We start from the raw sequence: 15,973 nt of genomic DNA, 5'->3' as shown, positions 1-15,973 counted from the left end.
CAGGCTGCCCCCCCGCGAAAGGCAAAGGACCGACCCGCTTGAAGATCCTCACTGCGCTCGTTTCCACCCTCATGCTCTGCGCCTTCCCCGCGATGGCGGAAGTAGAGCAATGCCGGTTCATCCAGGCCAAGGCCGAGCGCGAGGCCTGTTATACACGTCAGGAGGCTGCGCTGGCCGCAAAGCGAAAGCCCGAACCGGCCGCCATCACCGATACGCGCAGCACAAACGCGCGCATGATCGAATCGCTGCAGCAGATGCGGCGCGAAGACGCCGAGGTCTACAAGAGCCTCCACAGCATCTGCCGGGGCTGCTGAGCAGTTCGCGAAACTATCCCTTGCCCGCGCTCCAATTCGCCGCGCGCTTCTCGGCGAACGAAGCCAATCCCTCTGACGCCTCCGGCGTCTGGCGCTTGGCCGAATGCATTTTGACCAGCCGCGCATAGGCGGCGTCGTCGACGCTCATGCCTCCAAAAGAGCTTTCCAGCGAAAGCTGCTTGGTTTCGGCCAGCGCCTCGGGGCCATTGGCCAGCAGTTGTTCCACGACCTTGGCGCCCGCGGTTTCCAGTTCCGCCAGCGGCACCACCTCGTGCACCAGACCGATGCGGCGCGCGTCTTCGGCGCCAAAACGCTCGCCTGTGAGCGCGTAGCGGCGCACCTGACGCACCCCGATGGAATCGCAGAGCTGCGGGATGATGATCGCGGCCGTCAGGCCCCAGCGGACTTCCGTGATCGAGAACAGCGCATTGTCGGCCGCAATCACCACGTCGCAAGCCGAAATCACGCCGGTGCCGCCGCCGAAGCAGCCACCCTGCACCAGGGCCACCGTCGGGATCGGCAGCGTATTGAGCCGCTGCACCGCCTCGAACGTCGCCCGCGACACTGCCTCGTTCTCTTCAGGTGATTTCGGCCGCACGCCATTGATCCATTTCAGGTCGGCGCCGGCCTGAAAGTGCTTGCCGTTGCCTTTCAGGACGACGACGCGAAGGTTGGGCTTTTTGCCCAGCTCATCCATCGCCGCGAGCACGCCGTTGATGAGGCCGGCGTCATAGGCGTTGTTCACCTCGGGCCGATTCAGCGTGACCGTCGCGACGCCGCGCTGATCGAGGTCCCACAAGACTGGATTGGCAGACATCGGCGATCCTTTGTTGGCTGTTCTTATTCCCGGCAATATGCCGACACATCGGCGATTGATCTATCGCTTTCCGCGATGCCAGCAATGCAAGCCGCATCGGCGGTTGCGCTGCGGCGCGAGCTTGTGGAAACTGGCACCTCGCGATCCCCTCAGCAGGACTTCGACTCAATGCGGATATGCGTTTTCGGTGCGGGCGCCGTCGGCAGCCATTTTGCGGTGCGGCTGGCGCTGGCCGGGCACGACGTCTCCTGCGTGATGCGTGGCCCGCATCTTGCGGCCGTCAAGACCGACGGGCTGACGCTGCGCGTCGGCAACGCCGAATTCAAAGCCAAGGTGAGTGCCTCCGACGACCCGGCTGATCTCGGCCCGCAGGATGTCGTCATCAGCACGCTGAAGGCGACTGGGGTAAGCACGCTCGCCACCGGGCTCCAACCCTTGTTGCGCGACGACACCGCCGTGGTCTTTGCGCAGAACGGAATTCCCTGGTGGTACGATATCGGGCTCCCCGCAAAGCATCCGCCGACGCCCGATCTCGCCTTCCTGGACGCCAGCGGCCGGCTGCGCCCCGCGATCCCGAAGGCCCGCATCATCGGCGGCGTGATCTATTCATCCAACGAGATACTCGCGCCTGGCGTGGTCGCAAATCTCTCGCCTGATCGGAACCGGCTCCTGGTCGGCGAATGCGACGACCGCCGGAGCGAGCGGATCGCGCGGCTGCGCGCCGCGCTCAATGAAGCCGGAATCGAATCGCCTGATGTCGCCGAGATCAGGGAAACGATCTGGTCCAAGCTGCTGACCAACATGTCGATGTCGGTGCTGTGTCTGCTCACCGGCCAGACGGCGCGAGGCGTCCGCGACGATCCGGCGCTGGCCGATGTCATTCCACGTTTGCTGGATGAGGCCAACAGCATCGCCCACAGCTGTTATCCCGAGGTCAAGCGCGTCACCCGCACCGGCCCCGCGCCCGCCCACAAACCCTCGATCCTGCAGGACTACGAACTCGGCCGCGCCATGGAGATCGACGCGCTGGTCCGCGCGCCCGCCGCATTCGCGCGGGCCGCCGGCCTTGCGACGCCGATGCTCGATCTGGTGGCGGGACTTGCTGTCACTCAGGCGCGGAGCAAGGGGCTTTATCAAACCTGAGCGCCAGGTTCACAACACGCTAAGAAGCAATGAGAGGAAAGCTTCAACATGCACGTCAAGGGCAAGGTCTGTGTCGTTACCGGCGCCGCGAGCGGCATTGGCGAGGCGGTGGCGCGTGCTTACGCCGAGGCCGGCGCGCGCGGCGTTGTCGTCGCCGACCTCAAGACTTCACGCGACCGGCTGGCGAATGTCGCCGGCGACATCGACGGATTGGCTGTCACCGCCGATGTCGGCCTTGAAGAGGACGTCAAGGCGCTGATCGCGGCCGCCGAGGATAAATATGGCCCGGTCGACGTGTTCTTTTCCAACGCCGGCCTGTCGCGCAAGGGACAGGAAGGCGCGTCCGACGCCGATTGGGACGTCAGTTGGCGGGTCCATGTCATGAGCCACGTGTTCGCGGCGCGGGCGCTGGTGCCGGGAATGCTGACGCGCGGCTCGGGCTATCTGCTCAACACCGCATCTGCCGCCGGCCTGTTGGCGTCGCTGAATTCGATGCCCTACGGCGTCACCAAGCATGCCGCCGTGGCGCTCGCCGAACATCTCGCCATTCAATATGGCGACCGCGGCATCCGCGTATCGGTGTTGTGCCCGCAGTCGGTACAGACCGGCATGACGACGCCCGGCCCTAGCGCCGCGCGGGTCGATGGCGTGCTGCAGGCTCCCGAAGTCGCCCGCATGGTGATCGAGGCGATGGAAGCCGAGCGGTTTCTGATTTTGTCGCACCCGCAGGTCGCCGAATACATGCTGCGCAAGGCGTCCAGCCGGGAACGCTGGCTGGCCGGCATGCGGCGGCTGCGCGACAAGATCTACGGCGCGCCGCAGTCAGCCTGAAGCCTTCTCAATTCTTGGGCGCAAATGGCGCCAGCAACCCGGTGTATTCCTTGGCGCCGGGCAGCGCGTAGGAGCCACGCCGCGATGTCCTGAGCTTCAGGCCGACCAACGCTTCGGCCTGCTTCACCGCGGCTGCAACGCCGTCAACGACGGGAACGCCGTACTTTTGCGTGAGCTTTGCCGCGAGATCGGCCATCCCGGCACACCCGAGCACGATGGCCTCCGCACCATTGCCGAGCGCCCGCGCAATCTCGCCGTCGAGTTTCTCTTCTGCACCCGAGCCGGGCTTTTCGAGATCGAGCACCGCGACGTTGCAGGCGGTGACCTGTGCCCGCTCCGCAAAACCGTAGCGCCGCACCAGCTCTTCCAGCGGCACGATCGAACGCGGCAATGTCGTGATGACAGCAATGCGCTTGGCGATTTGGCCTGCGGTCACCAGCGCGGCCTCGCAAATCCCGACCACCGGAAACGGCGCGACCGATCGCGCGGCATCGAGCCCGGTGTCGTCGAAACAGGCGATGATGCCGGCGTCGGCATCCCCTGCATTCAACAGCGCCTGGATCAGGCCGGGCACGGCAAAGGCCTCGTCATAGAAGCCTTCGATCGAGACCGGTCCCATCGCCGATGTCACGTCGACGATTTCGGTGCCTGATGCCGCGACGGCGCGCGCGGCCTCGCCGATGGTCTTCGTCATCGAGGCGGTGGTGTTCGGATTGACAATGAGGATTTTGGCCATTGGGCCTGATTAGCATCCACACTCTCGACTGCCAACGCTATCCTGCGCCGATCGTCTCGGACCAGGCCGCGAACGCATCCAGCACCTCAGTCATCACCTCGCGGTCGTTGCGGCCCGAGCGCGCCAGCACGTGGAAGGAGTGATCCGCTTCTTTCACCAGGTGCAGCATCGCCAGTTTCCCCAACTTCTTGACGACGGGTTCGAGCAGGCTCAATTCCGCCAGCGCGTCGCGGGTCCCCTGCAGGAACAGCATGGGGATAGCGACCTCGGCGAGATGCTTGGCGCGGTCGCTGGAAGGTTTTCCGGCCGGGTGCAGCGGAAAGGCAAGGAAGGCGAGCCCGCGAACGCCCGGCAAGGCACCGATCGCCTGCGCCTGCGACGTCATGCGCCCGCCGAACGATTTGCCGCCCGCGATCAGGGGCAGCCCGGCGCAGCATCGCGCCGCCTCCGCCACCGCGGCCCGCACCGCCGCGTGGGCCACATCAGGCGCATCGGGCCGCTTGCTGCCCTTTTCCATGTACGGAAACTGATAGCGCAGCGTCGCAATGCCGCGGTCGGCAAGCCCCGCCGCAATCATCTCCATCGACGCATGGGCCATGCCGGCGCCCGCGCCATGCGCGAACACGTAGCACGCGCGCGCCTGCGACGGATGGATCAGCAGCGCGGACACCGGGTCCGCAGAGGCGATTTCGATTTTGAGAGGTTGCGCGTCGGCGGCTTTCAAATCGGCGGTCCCGGGGTATGCTATTGCTTAATTCTACAATCACGGGCGGCGCGTGCAAACGCGTTCAGCGTCGAATTCGAAGCGGCGCCCTCCCGCTCCGCAAAATGGAACAACGCGCAAAACCGACTTTATGGACAGCCGATTTCTGCTACTATAAGATGGCGCAACATTTGATCGCACGCCAAAGCTGAGTACATGTTTGGCGATTTTTAATGAGATACGGATATTGCGCGCTCGAGTAGCGCAATTGAACCAGGGGCCGATCATGCGGGGCAAGACGATTGCGAAGCTTGTTGTCGCCGCCGTGATCGTCGGCGGCGCCTATGCCGCCTTCAAGGACGACGTCGCAAAGCTCTGGGAAAATCTTCACGTCAGGATCGCGGAGTACCCGCAGCCGAAGAAGACCGTCTGGCTCGACCAAGGCATCGCCAAGGAAAAGCTCAGCTGGTTCTATCACGCCGACCAGGGAACGCGGACCTTCGGCATGCCCTTTGAATGGTTCATGGCGCTGGAGCAGCCGACGATTCCGTGGCTCATCTTCACCGACGCCGGCCCCTTCAACGACCCGGCCTATCTCGATCGCTACGGCTTCATTCCCGACACCATCATATCAGGCAAGGCGGCGCTTCCGATCGGCATCGCGCAAGGCGGTCCGATGCTCGACCCGTCGGGCGCGCCATGGCGCAACCCGCTCAGCAAGCAGGACATGACCGGCGTCGGCCTGACCTGCGCGGCCTGCCATACCGGACGGTTCACCTACAAGGACACGGCAGTCATCATCGACGGCGGACCGGCGCTGACCGACCTGTTCAAGCTGAAGCAGGGAATGGGTGTGGCGCTGCTCTTTACGCGCCTGATACCGACGCGCTTCGATCGGTTCGCCGAACGTATCCTGGGGCCGGACTCGGCGGTCGCAGATCGCGATATCCTGAAATACCAGATCGACCAGGTCCTCAAGCAAATGAAGGCCGTGAAGAACCTCGAGGAGGCCGTCGCATCGCAGAGCGTCCTCGAAGGCTATGGTCGGCTGGACGCACTGAACCGGATCGGCAATCAGGTGTTTTCAATCGACCTGAAGAAGCCGGAAAACTACGCGGGCTCCTCGGCGCCAGTGCATTACCCGCGGATCTGGAACACGCCGTGGTTCGACTGGGTGCAGTACAACGGCTCCATCATGCAGCCGATGGTGCGCAATGCCGGTGAGTCGCTTGGCGTATCGGCGGAACTCAATCTGCTCGATCCGTCGAAGGGCCTGTTCAAATCGAGCGTCAACATCGACAAGCTCAACGAAATGGAGCAAATGATCGCCGGCGACCCGCCGAGCCTGGAAAAAGGCTTCTCGGGCCTGAAGTCACCGCGATGGCCGAGCGACATCCTGCCGCCGATCGACGAAAAGCTCGCGGCCCAGGGCGGCGAACTCTACAAGGTGCATTGCCAGGAATGTCACCGTCCGCCGGTTTCGACCAAGGCCTTCTTCGATTTCAATAATAAGGACTGGTGGACCAAGAACGAGATCGGTCTGCCGGTCGTCAAGATCGAAAACATCGAGATTGAGCATATCGGCACCGATCCGGCCCAGGCGGCGGATATGATCAACCGCACGGTAGCGATCCCGCCGCATCTCGGTATCGACAAGAGCGATTTCGCTGACGCGCTCAGGCTGTTGGTCGCGAAGACCGTCAATGTCATTTATGACCAGCGAAAGCTGGACGACAAACGGCGCAATGCCATGAACGGCAATATGCCCAACGAAATCCAGGGCAAGCTCGAATACAAGGTCCGCCCGCTGAACGGCGTGTGGGCGACCCCGCCCTATCTCCACAACGGCTCGGTTCCAAATGTCTATGCGCTGCTGTCCCCGGTCGAGGAAAGGCCGAAGAAATTCTATCTCGGCAACCGCGAATACGATCCGGTGAATCTCGGCTACAAACACGACAAGCTCACCAACGGCTTCGAATTCGACACTTCGATTCGCGGAAACTGGAACACGGGACACGAATTTGCCGACAAGCCACCGAAGACAAAGGGCGTGATCGGCAAGAAGCTGGCCCCCGACGAGCGCAAGGCGATCATAGAGTACCTCAAGACGCTCTGAGACGTGATGCCGCGCGGGCCGGACTCGTGCCGGCCGCGCTGCAGCACGTTTTTCTGAAATCCACGAACCGCCGCGACCATACGCAACCCGCCCATGCCGTGGCGCGATTGACGATTCGCGCGCTTTGGTCTGATGTCGGCACAGCTTTCGTCTTCATCGGGACAAGCGCTGCCATGGCCGCACACAAGCAAGATCAACAACAGCGCCCGGCGGAAGCCGATGCCGTCTTCGACGCCGTCATCGTCGGTGCCGGCTTCGCTGGCATGTACATGCTGCATCGCCTGCGCGGGCTTGGTTTCACCGCGCGGGTCTTTGAGGCCGGTGGCGGTGTCGGCGGCACCTGGTACTGGAACCGCTATCCCGGCGCGCGCTGCGACGTCGAGAGCATGCAGTATTCCTTTTCGTTCTCGGAAGAACTCGATCAGCAATGGGACTGGTCGGAGAAATACGCGCCGCAGGCGGAAATCCTCGCCTACGCCAACCATGTCGCCGACCAGTTTGATCTGCGCCAGCACATTGTTTTCGACACCCGCGTCACCGCCGCGAGCTTCGATGAAATAGCAAAAGGCTGGCGCATCGAAACCGACCGCGGCGACAAGGTATTCGCCAGGTTCTGCATCATGGCGATCGGCTGCCTGTCGGCGGCCAACCATCCGCCATTCAAAGGACGCGAGGATTTCAAGGGGCCGGTCTATCACACCGGCGAATGGCCGCATGAAGGGGTGGATTTCACCGGGCTTCGCGTCGGCGTCATCGGCACCGGATCGTCGGCGATCCAGTCGATCCCGATCATCGCGCAGCAGGCTCAAGCGCTGACTGTGTTCCAGCGTACCGCCACCTATTCCGTGCCGGCCTGGAACGCCAAACTGACGCCGGAATATCGGCAATCGATCAAGGCGGATTACCCGGCGCTGCGCGCGAAAGCGCGGGCGCGGCCGACCGGGTTCTATTTCCCGTTCAACATGAAGCCGGCATTGGAAGCCTCGCCGGAGGAACGCGAGCGGCTATATGAGGAAGCCTGGGAGCGCGGCGGGCTGCCGTTCCTCGGCGCGTTCGGCGATCTCTTGTTCGAGAAGGCGGCCAACGACACCATCGCCGAATTCGCGCGCAACAAGATCCGCGGCATTGTAAGCGATCCCGCAACTGCCGAATTGCTGTGCCCTACCAACGTGTTCGGCTGCAAACGTCTGTGCGTCGATACCGGGTATTTCGAAACCTATAATCTGCCGCTCGTGAAACTGGTCGACGTGTCCAGGACACCGATCGACCGCTTCACGGCCAAGGGCATCGAAGTCGACGGGTTAGAATATCCGCTCGATGCGATCGTCTCCGCCACCGGCTTCGCCGCAATGACCGGCTCGTTCGACAGGATTCGCATCACCGGCCGCAACGGGCAGACGCTCGCCGAAAAATGGCGCGGCGGTCCTCGCACCTATCTCGGCGTCGCAATGGTTGGCTTCCCCAACCTGTTCACCATCACTGGTCCCGGCAGCCCGTCGGTGCTGGCGAGCATGATCCAGGCGATTGAGCAGCATGTCGACTGGATGGCCGACTGCATAGCGCATCTCCGCGATATCGGTGCCGCCACCATCGAGCCGATTGAGCAGTATCAGGATGAGTGGGTCGAGCACGTCAATGAGGTGTCAAAAATCTCGCTGCGGTCGACCTGCAGCTCCTGGTATGTCGGCGCCAACATCCCGGGACGTCCGCGTGTCTTCATGCCCTATATCGGCGGTTTCCCGGTCTACGTGCAGAAGTGCAATGAGGTCATGAGCAACGGTTTTGAGGGTTTTGCGATCGACGGCGCCGGTCCGCGCAATGAAGCGCCGCGCGTGCGGCTGACCGAGCGCTGGCGCGTCCCGCTCGACATCGACGTCATTTCGCCTGCGGCGGTCGCCGCCCGGCGCGTGCCGGTGGTCTGAATCGGCTACCTGCTCGCCACGAGCCGCAACTGCGGCCTGATCGTCTCGTTGAGTTCGGCCTCGAGCTCGTGAACGCGCGGATCGTCGGAGCGCGCTGCACACACCGAATACTGATTGACCGAACGTATCAGCGCGCGCCGTTCGTCATCCCGCTTCGTCACTTGTGGGCTGGAGAGCCTCAGGACTGTTTTTCCGAGCTGCACCAGCAGATCGTCAATCGCGCGGTCTATCGCGGCAACTTCCTTCATCGCGAGTCTCCTTTTTGAAGGAGAATGACCGGACCCGCCGGCCGTTCCTTGCACTCCGCCCTGATGGATAATCAGACGTAAATGGGGAACCACCTATCAACGCGCGGGAAAATTCTGCTTGATGGAATTCCCGTCCAATTTGACGAACGCGGCACCGTTCGCCCAGAATTGCATGTGCGCCGATCCGTCGTTCGCAAGCCAAGCCGCAAACGTAATTGCGGCAACTTTGCGCGCGGCCTATCGTGCGGCCCTGTCCAACGCGAGGCTGCTCCCCAATGGTTACGCCGCTCGATCCCGTCATCGCCCAGATCATTCCGTTGTTGCCGCTGCGCGATCCCGTGACGATGACGCCGCAGAGCGCGCGTGATGCGCTTCGCGCGCTGGCGGATTCCCGTGCCGCGGTGCCGCCGCCGCCGGTCGCGAGCGCCGAAAGCATCAAGGTAAAGGGTGCGGCCGGCGTCCTCGCCGTACGGGTCTACCGCAACGACCAAGGCAAATCGCCGACAGTGGTGTTCTTTCACGGCGGCGGCTGGGTTGCCGGCGATCTCGAAACCCACGACCGGCAGGCGCGCCTGCTCGCGATCGAAACCGGCGCCGTCGTCATTTCCGTCGACTACCGGCGTCCACCCGAGGTGCGCTTCCCGGGCGCGTTCGAGGACGCGTTCGCCGCCGTCAAGGATGTCGTCGAACGCATCGCCGAGTTCGGCGGCGATGCGAAACGCGTCGGTGTCGCCGGGGACAGCGCGGGCGGCAATCTGGCGGCGGTTACCGCAATCGCCTGCCGCGACGCTGGAATCAAGCTCGCCGCGCAATTGCTGGTCTATCCCGTCACCGACGTTTTCGGCAATTTCGCGGACGTCAAAGAGAACGCGCGCTTCCCCTCCCGCGCGGAAAACGCCGAAGGCTACTTTCTGTCGCGCGCGGTGATGGAATGGTTCTGCGGTCATTATCTCGCCGACGCCGCCGAAGGCGCCGACTGGCGCGTGTCGCCGCTACGCGCGAAAAGTCTCGCTGGGCTGGCGCCGGCGGTGGTCGCCACGGCGTGGTTCGATCCGCTGCGCGACGAAGGCAAGGCCTATGCGGAAGCGCTTATCGCCGCCGGCGTCGCCACCAGATATTATGACGGCCCCGGCCTGATCCACGGCTATTTCGGTCTCGGCGAAGCGTCCGAGGCGGCCAGAGGCGAAGCGCAACGTGCCCGTGCCGATTTCAAGACGCTGCTGGAAGCAGGCGCATAAACACGGCAAGGCCTTGTCAGCGCCAGCAAGCTAAGCAACTATCCCGCATCATCGGGCGCACCGTTGCGTGCGGCCGGGTCGTTCGGACGTCAAGATCCGACCAGGGAGGCTAGATATGTTCGCATTCGTCCGCTTGCGCGAAGCCGCTGTCGTTGCAACACTGTTCCTGACCATCTCCAGCGCGTTCGCCGAAGGCCCCGTCACCGCCAAGCCAGAGGAGGCCGGTTTTTCAAGCGCAGGGCTCGCGCGGATCGATGCCTATCTGAAGAATGAGATTGCAACGGACAAGATTCCGGGCGCGATCATGATGATCCAGCGCAACGGCAAGACCGCCTATTTCAACAGTTTCGGCGTACGCGATCCCGCCACCAAGGCGCCGATGACGCCTGACACCATCTTCCGCATCTATTCGATGTCCAAACCGATCACGACGGTTGCGGCGATGATGCTGGTCGAAGAGGGCAAGCTGCAGCTCGACGAGCCCGTGTCCAAATACATCCCGGCGTTTGCTGACGTGAAGGTTGGCGTCGAGAAGAAGGGCGAGGACGGCAAGGTTGGACTCGATCTGGTTCCGGCCAGACGCCCGATCACGATCCAGGACCTGATGCGCCACACCTCCGGCCTGACCTACGGCGTGTTCGGCGATAGCGCCGTCAAGAAGCTCTATCGCGAGGCCAACCTGGCCGAGGGCGATCCTGACAACGCCTTGCTTGCCGAACGGCTGGCAAAATTGCCGCTGGTTTTTCAGCCCGGCTCGACATGGGAATATGGCCAATCGACCGAAATCCTCGGCCGCGTGATCGAGGTGGTTTCCGGCAAATCGCTTTATCAATTTGAAAAGGAGCGACTGCTCGACCCGCTCGGCATGACCAACACGAGTTTTTATGTCACCGACGTGGCCAAACAGTCGCTGGTGGCCGAACCCTTTCCGAGCGATCGCAAGATCGGGCCCGGTGCGGAAATGGGCGACCCGCGCGTCGCAAGGAAAATCGAAGCCGGCGGTGCCGGTATGGTGTCGACGATCGGCGACTATGCGCGTTTCGCCGCGATGCTGGCCAATGGCGGCACGCTCGACGGCAAGCGGTATCTCAGTCCGAAGACCATCGCCTATATGGGCTCGAACCATATCGGGCCGGGATCGGGCGTGACCCCGGGACCCGCCTATTTGCCGGGACCCGGCTTCGGGTTTGGACTCGGCTTTGCGGTCCGCACCGACGCCGGCGTGAGTCCGATCGAGGGATCGGTCGGCGAGATGAACTGGTCAGGCGCCGGCGGCACGACCTTCTGGGTCGACCCGAAGGAAAACATGTTCGTCGTGTTCATGTCGCAGACGGTCGTGCACCGGGGCAGGCTTCGCACCGCTCTGAAGAATATCGTCTACGGGGCCTTTGAAAAATAGGCATGTCGCAAGCGATCGTCAGGCAAGGCGCGGCCTGAGCATGGCCCATGGAACGCGAGGGCCTTGGGCCTGAACGGTTCTGAATCGAATCAGAACCGATCTGCTCTAGGCTGCCCGCACGCCGGCGAGGAAGCTCGAGACTTCGTCCTGCAGCGTCTTCAGCTTGCGGCCGAGCCGGTCGCTGGACTCCAGCACCATATGCGCCTTCTGGCCGGTTTCCGTCGTCGCCGCGGTGACGTCGGTGATGTTCTGCGAGACCTGATTGGTGCCGGCCGCGGCCTTCTGCACGCTCGATGCGATTTCCTGCGTCGCCGCGCCCTGCTGTTCGACAGCGGCCGCAATCGAGGACGAAATCTCGTTCACTTCCATGATCGTCGAGCGAATGCTCTGGATGTTCTCAACGACCTGCTGGGTCTCGGCCTGAATGGCGTTGATCTGCGCGCTGATCTCTTCCGTCGCCTTGGCGGTCTGGCTCGCGAGCGACTTGACCTCGCTGGCAACCACCGCAAAGCCCTTGCCGGCTTCGCCGGCACGCGCCGCTTCGATGGTGGCGTTGAGCGCCAGCAGATTGGTCTGCGAGGCGATATCGTTGATCAGCCCGATCACTTCGCCGATCTTGTGGGCGGCGACCGCAAGGCCCTGAACGGTCTCGTTGGTGCGCTGGCCGTCAGCGGCGGCCTTGTCGGCGATCTGGGCGGCTTGGCCGACGCGCTGGGTGATCTCGGAAATCGACGCTGAAAGCTGTTCGGCGGCCGACGCCACCGTCTGGACGTTCGCGGACGCCTCCTGCGAGGCAATTGCCACCGTCTTGGAGCGATCGCTGGCCTGGCCGGCCGTATGGGACATCCCTTGCGCGGTGCCCTGCATTTCGCTGGCGTCCTTGATGACGTCACCGACCACGGCCTGGACGCTGGCTTCGAACTTGCTGGCCAGATCCATCATCGATTTGCGCTTCTCGGCATCGGCCTCGGTCTTCAGCTGCGCCTGCTCGGCGTGCATCTTGGCGATCGCCTCGGCGTTGTCCTTGAACACGCGCAGCGATTTGGCGAGCCCGCCGACCTCATCCTTGCGCTCGGTATAGGGCACTTCGAAAGCGGTATCGCCGGACGCCAGCCGGTTGGTCAAATTGGTGATGGTCGTGAGCGGCCGCGTCACGCTGCGGCCAATGAAGAACGAGCTGATCAGCACCAGCGCGAACACGGCGAGGCAAACCAGCGCGAACATCTGGGCGGTCTGCCGGAACACCGCGTCGACGTCGTCGAGATAGATGCCGGTGCCGATGATCCAGCCCCATGGTGCGAAGCCCTTCACGTAGGAAATCTTCGACACCGGCTGCTCGAAGCCGGGTTTCGGCCACAGATAGCTGTAGAAGCCGGCGCCCTTCGACTTCACGACGTCGACGAATCCGATGAACAGCCGGTTGCCGTTCGGATCCTTCATCTCGCCGAGTTCCTTGCCGTCAAGCTCGGGCCTGATCGGATGCATGATCATCTTCGGCGACATGTCGTTGATCCAGAAGTACTCGACCTTGTCGTAGCGCAGGCTCTTGATTTCCTGGATCGCAGCCTTCTGGGCGTCGTCGCGCGACAGCTTTCCGTCGGTCTCCAGCTTCTGGTAGTGGGTCAGGATTCCGTTTCCGATATCCACCATCTGCTGCGTCTTGACCTGACGGTCCGTCATCATCTGCCCGCGCATGGTGTAGAGCGCGATCGGGGCCATCACGACCATGCCGGCGAGACTGAGGCCAATCATGACGGCAAGCTTGAAGCTGATGCGAGAAAAGAACATCGGATCAAATCCTGAAACATGAGACAGAAATTACCGTCTCAATATAGACTGGACCTATTAGCGAAGTTTTAAGCATGTGTTGGGCGACACCGGAGACTCGGTTGTATTGATATTGCTGGGTTTTGTGGCGGACTTGGAACACCTGAGTACCCGGCCAGCGTTGTTATCCCGTGCGGCCAGCCCTGCTGCAGGGCGCATGTTTCGCGGCCTATCCGCTCAAATCGAACTCTTTGACTTTCGCATCTTGGGCCGTTTGATCGGCTCTCGAGTACGGTGACAAGCTAGGCAACGCCCGCATCCATCATCGCAACCTTTGGGAGAACCGCATTGATGGCGAAGCGCGGCAGCGCGATCGGCGACTTGATGGCGGCAATTCCAAAACGCGGGCCCATGCATCTCGACGAAGCGCCACGGCAGGGCCGAGATCAGATCGGTTTCAGCCAGCACGCCGAGGGCGAAAGCCAGATACGGACCGCCTGCGGCGCCCGGCTCAACGAAAATTCCTGAGTAGCCGCCGCTGCTTCAGGCCGCCCGAACGGAGCTCAGGAACTGGCCGACCTCGCGCTTGAGCCGGCTGCTTTCACCGGACAGCGACCTGGCCGCCGCGAGCACCTGCGACGAGGCCGATCCGGTCTCGCTGGCGCCCTGCTGCACATCGGCGATGTTGGCGGAGACCTGCTGGGTGCCGTGGGCGGCCTGCTGTACGTTGCGGGCAATTTCCTGCGTCGCCGCGCCCTGCTCCTCGACCGCGGCTGCGATCGCGGACGCAATTTCGGACATCCGCCCGATGGTATCGCCGATCTCTTTGATCGCGCCGACCGATTCCTGCGTCGCGGCCTGGATGCCGTTGATCTGCTGGCTGATCTCGCCGGTCGCCTTGGCCGTCTGTTCGGCCAGTGCCTTCACTTCCGACGCCACCACCGCAAAACCGCGTCCCGCCTCGCCCGCGCGCGCCGCCTCGATGGTGGCGTTCAGCGCCAGCAGGTTGGTCTGCCCGGCGATGGTGTTGATCAGCTCCACCACATCGCCGATCCGCGCCGCCGCTTTTGCAAGTTCGCCGACCCGGTCATTGGTTCGCTGCGCCTGCTCCACCGCTTCAGAGGCGATCCGCGCCGAATCCTGCACCTGACGGCTGATCTCGTTGACCGACGATGCCATCTCTTCGGTGGCGGAGGCTACCGATTGCACATTGGTGGAGGCTTCTTCGGAGGCGGCCGCCACCGTGGTCGCCAGCTTCTCCGAACGGTCCGCGTTAGACGTCAGCGTGCCGGCCGAAACTTCGAGTTCGCTCGAAGCCGTCGAGACGATTTCGACTATCTCGCCGATCATCGATTCGAAGTCCCGGGTGATCGTGTCGACGCGCTGGCCGCGCTGGATCTTGGCATCGGCCTCCATTGCGGCCGCCTCGTCCGCGGCTTTCTTGGCGATCAGGGCTTCCTTGAAGACCTGCAATGAACCCGCCATCGCACCGATCTCATCGGCGCGTTCGATCGTCGGGATGGTCACGTCATGGCGACCGGCGGCGAGGTCGCCGACGACGTCGGTGAGATTGGCGAGCGGCGTGATGACCCGGCGGCGCAGCATCAGTGTGACGCCGGCAAGCACGCCGAGCAGCGCCATGACGGCGAGCCCCGCCAGCGCCAGCATCGTCAGCGCGCCATCGCGCGCGGCGCCGGCACGTTCGGCCGCTTCAGCCAATGCCGCGTCGCGCACGACGAAGAAGCTTTGCACGGCGGGCACGATCGTTCCGGCCAGTTGTTCGGAGTTGATGCCGTATTTGCCGTCGCCCCGCGCAGCCGGCATTTCCTTTTCGAGCCATGGCGCGGCCTTGCCGAAATAGAGATCGACCGCTTCCTGCATGGCTTTGGCGAGCCGCGGCGGACTGCCGGTCTGGTCGATGCCAGCTTCGATCCGCTCGCGATCGAGATCGACCCGACCCTGGCCACGGTCCATCATGGATACTTCGACCGCGGTCAGCGGACGGCGCGTGCTGATCCCAAGCGACATCGTCGCGGCGCGGCCGCCAGCACTGATCCGCAGGTCCTGCGCGGTGCGGGCGACATTCAACAGCGCGGTGAGCGACGCATCCGCAGTCGCCACCTGATTTTCGAGCCGGTTCAAAACCGGTTCGATGATCGCCACGACCTGGGCGATACCGGGCAAGAAGCTCTTGACCACGGCGGCATCGCGCCCACTCAGTGGTCCCGCCAGCGCGCGATCGGTCGCGGCGCGAAGCTCGCTCAGCTTCGCTGCCGCCTGGTTGAGGCCTGCGATGATCGCGGCGCTGTCGCGGAGGGTAGCGACGGCCGTCCGGGCGTTGGCGAACGCCGCGTCGGCCAGCTGCGTGGCCTTCGCAATCGCCTCGCGCTGGGCTGGTGTCGCGGCCGCCTCCTGAAACAACGGACCGACATACGGCGCGCGGTGCCCGGCGACCTGCTGGCCCACGGCCAGAACCGCGCCGAACGCTTCCACGGCCTTGATCGCTTCGGACTTGCCGGCGAAAGTACGATATTGCGGCACGAGCACCTGCGCGCCAAGGACGACTGCCAAAATCATCACCGAAAGCATCGATACCGCAAAGAGCCGACCTATTCGCATGTTCTGATTTCCGCTGTCGTGAGCAGCCAAAATACGCAAACAGGGGCTAAGGCGGACTTAATGAGCGAACGGTAGAATTACGGGATTGGTCCTGTGCCGTCGATATGGCCGGTTTTCACA

Annotated in this window: 14 protein-coding genes; 8 read left to right on the top strand and 6 right to left on the bottom strand. The window is 63.3% G+C overall.

Translation table 11 applies throughout. The annotated features are described in order from the left end of the window. The first annotated feature begins 38 nt into the window (after nt 1–38). Complete coding sequence (locus ACSQ84_RS22610; protein WP_436213919.1) at nt 39–314, top strand: hypothetical protein; 276 nt, start codon at nt 39–41, stop codon at nt 312–314. A 13-nt stretch (nt 315–327) separates the two neighbouring features. On the opposite strand, the gene ACSQ84_RS22605 is transcribed toward ACSQ84_RS22610, so the two are convergent. Then, complete coding sequence (locus tag ACSQ84_RS22605; RefSeq protein ID WP_436213918.1) at nt 328–1,131, bottom strand: enoyl-CoA hydratase-related protein; 804 nt, start codon at nt 1,129–1,131, stop codon at nt 328–330. Nucleotides 1,132–1,299: 168 nt separating this feature from the next. On the opposite strand from ACSQ84_RS22605, the gene ACSQ84_RS22600 reads away from it, so the two are divergent. Beyond that, nucleotides 1,300–2,274: a 2-dehydropantoate 2-reductase gene (locus ACSQ84_RS22600; protein ID WP_436213917.1), complete on the top strand. Its 975-nt coding sequence runs from the start codon at nt 1,300–1,302 to the stop codon at nt 2,272–2,274. 48 nt (nt 2,275–2,322) lie between these two features. After that, a complete protein-coding gene (locus ACSQ84_RS22595) occupies nt 2,323–3,105 on the top strand; it encodes an SDR family oxidoreductase (RefSeq protein ID WP_436213916.1) in 783 nt (260 codons plus the stop codon). Nucleotides 3,106–3,112: 7 nt separating this feature from the next. Here the strand turns inward: ACSQ84_RS22595 and ACSQ84_RS22590 are convergent, their stop codons facing one another. Together ACSQ84_RS22590 and ACSQ84_RS22585 are read right to left on the bottom strand one after the other, a co-directional pair. After that, nucleotides 3,113–3,841: an aspartate/glutamate racemase family protein gene (locus ACSQ84_RS22590; protein WP_436213915.1), complete on the bottom strand. Its 729-nt coding sequence runs from the start codon at nt 3,839–3,841 to the stop codon at nt 3,113–3,115. A 37-nt stretch (nt 3,842–3,878) separates the two neighbouring features. Then, nucleotides 3,879–4,565: an alpha/beta hydrolase family protein gene (locus ACSQ84_RS22585; protein WP_436213914.1), complete on the bottom strand. Its 687-nt coding sequence runs from the start codon at nt 4,563–4,565 to the stop codon at nt 3,879–3,881. Nucleotides 4,566–4,830: 265 nt separating this feature from the next. Between ACSQ84_RS22585 and ACSQ84_RS22580 the strand changes: the two genes are divergently transcribed. Both ACSQ84_RS22580 and ACSQ84_RS22575 read left to right on the top strand, forming a co-directional pair. After that, a complete protein-coding gene (locus tag ACSQ84_RS22580) occupies nt 4,831–6,660 on the top strand; it encodes a di-heme-cytochrome C peroxidase (protein WP_436213913.1) in 1,830 nt (609 codons plus the stop codon). 173 nt (nt 6,661–6,833) lie between these two features. After that, on the top strand, nt 6,834–8,582 hold the full coding sequence (locus ACSQ84_RS22575) for a flavin-containing monooxygenase (protein ID WP_436213912.1): 1,749 nt from the start codon (nt 6,834–6,836) through the stop codon (nt 8,580–8,582). Nucleotides 8,583–8,587: 5 nt separating this feature from the next. On the opposite strand, the gene ACSQ84_RS22570 is transcribed toward ACSQ84_RS22575, so the two are convergent. After that, on the bottom strand, nt 8,588–8,830 hold the full coding sequence (locus tag ACSQ84_RS22570; RefSeq protein WP_436213911.1) for a hypothetical protein: 243 nt from the start codon (nt 8,828–8,830) through the stop codon (nt 8,588–8,590). Between the two features lie 275 nt (nt 8,831–9,105). Between ACSQ84_RS22570 and ACSQ84_RS22565 the strand changes: the two genes are divergently transcribed. Continuing rightward, nucleotides 9,106–10,068 carry an alpha/beta hydrolase gene (locus ACSQ84_RS22565; RefSeq protein WP_436213910.1) on the top strand — a complete coding sequence of 321 codons (963 nt, stop codon included), beginning with the start codon at nt 9,106–9,108 and terminating at the stop codon, nt 10,066–10,068. 115 nt (nt 10,069–10,183) lie between these two features. Continuing rightward, on the top strand, nt 10,184–11,467 hold the full coding sequence (locus tag ACSQ84_RS22560) for a serine hydrolase domain-containing protein (RefSeq protein WP_436213909.1): 1,284 nt from the start codon (nt 10,184–10,186) through the stop codon (nt 11,465–11,467). A 105-nt stretch (nt 11,468–11,572) separates the two neighbouring features. Here the strand turns inward: ACSQ84_RS22560 and ACSQ84_RS22555 are convergent, their stop codons facing one another. Next, entirely contained in the window at nt 11,573–13,255 is a 1,683-nt protein-coding gene (locus tag ACSQ84_RS22555; protein WP_436213908.1) for a methyl-accepting chemotaxis protein, read from the bottom strand. Between the two features lie 330 nt (nt 13,256–13,585). Between ACSQ84_RS22555 and ACSQ84_RS22550 the strand changes: the two genes are divergently transcribed. Beyond that, nucleotides 13,586–13,762 (top strand): hypothetical protein, encoded by a 177-nt coding sequence (locus ACSQ84_RS22550; protein WP_436213907.1) that lies wholly within the window; start codon nt 13,586–13,588, stop codon nt 13,760–13,762. 15 nt (nt 13,763–13,777) lie between these two features. On the opposite strand, the gene ACSQ84_RS22545 is transcribed toward ACSQ84_RS22550, so the two are convergent. Continuing rightward, nucleotides 13,778–15,853, bottom strand: coding sequence for a methyl-accepting chemotaxis protein (locus tag ACSQ84_RS22545; RefSeq protein ID WP_436213906.1), 2,076 nt, complete (start codon nt 15,851–15,853; stop codon nt 13,778–13,780). Between the last annotated feature and the right edge of the window lie 120 nt (nt 15,854–15,973).

It is taken from the genome of Bradyrhizobium sp. LjRoot220 (genome assembly GCF_964252915.1).
GTDB lineage: Bacteria > Pseudomonadota > Alphaproteobacteria > Rhizobiales > Xanthobacteraceae > Bradyrhizobium.
The sequence above is the reverse complement of the archived record's forward strand: the minus strand, read 5'-3'. Positions and strand labels throughout refer to the sequence as shown.

Coding starts and splice junctions, on each gene's coding strand:
- ACSQ84_RS22605 (WP_436213918.1), bottom strand. CDS start 1,131: ATGTCTGCCAATCCAGTCTTGTGGGACCTCGATCAGCGCGGCGTCGCG.
- ACSQ84_RS22600 (WP_436213917.1), top strand. CDS start 1,300: ATGCGGATATGCGTTTTCGGTGCGGGCGCCGTCGGCAGCCATTTTGCG.
- ACSQ84_RS22595 (WP_436213916.1), top strand. CDS start 2,323: ATGCACGTCAAGGGCAAGGTCTGTGTCGTTACCGGCGCCGCGAGCGGC.
- ACSQ84_RS22590 (WP_436213915.1), bottom strand. CDS start 3,841: ATGGCCAAAATCCTCATTGTCAATCCGAACACCACCGCCTCGATGACG.
- ACSQ84_RS22580 (WP_436213913.1), top strand. CDS start 4,831: ATGCGGGGCAAGACGATTGCGAAGCTTGTTGTCGCCGCCGTGATCGTC.
- ACSQ84_RS22575 (WP_436213912.1), top strand. CDS start 6,834: ATGGCCGCACACAAGCAAGATCAACAACAGCGCCCGGCGGAAGCCGAT.
- ACSQ84_RS22570 (WP_436213911.1), bottom strand. CDS start 8,830: ATGAAGGAAGTTGCCGCGATAGACCGCGCGATTGACGATCTGCTGGTG.
- ACSQ84_RS22565 (WP_436213910.1), top strand. CDS start 9,106: ATGGTTACGCCGCTCGATCCCGTCATCGCCCAGATCATTCCGTTGTTG.
- ACSQ84_RS22560 (WP_436213909.1), top strand. CDS start 10,184: ATGTTCGCATTCGTCCGCTTGCGCGAAGCCGCTGTCGTTGCAACACTG.
- ACSQ84_RS22555 (WP_436213908.1), bottom strand. CDS start 13,255: ATGTTCTTTTCTCGCATCAGCTTCAAGCTTGCCGTCATGATTGGCCTC.
- ACSQ84_RS22550 (WP_436213907.1), top strand. CDS start 13,586: ATGGCGAAGCGCGGCAGCGCGATCGGCGACTTGATGGCGGCAATTCCA.
- ACSQ84_RS22545 (WP_436213906.1), bottom strand. CDS start 15,853: ATGCGAATAGGTCGGCTCTTTGCGGTATCGATGCTTTCGGTGATGATT.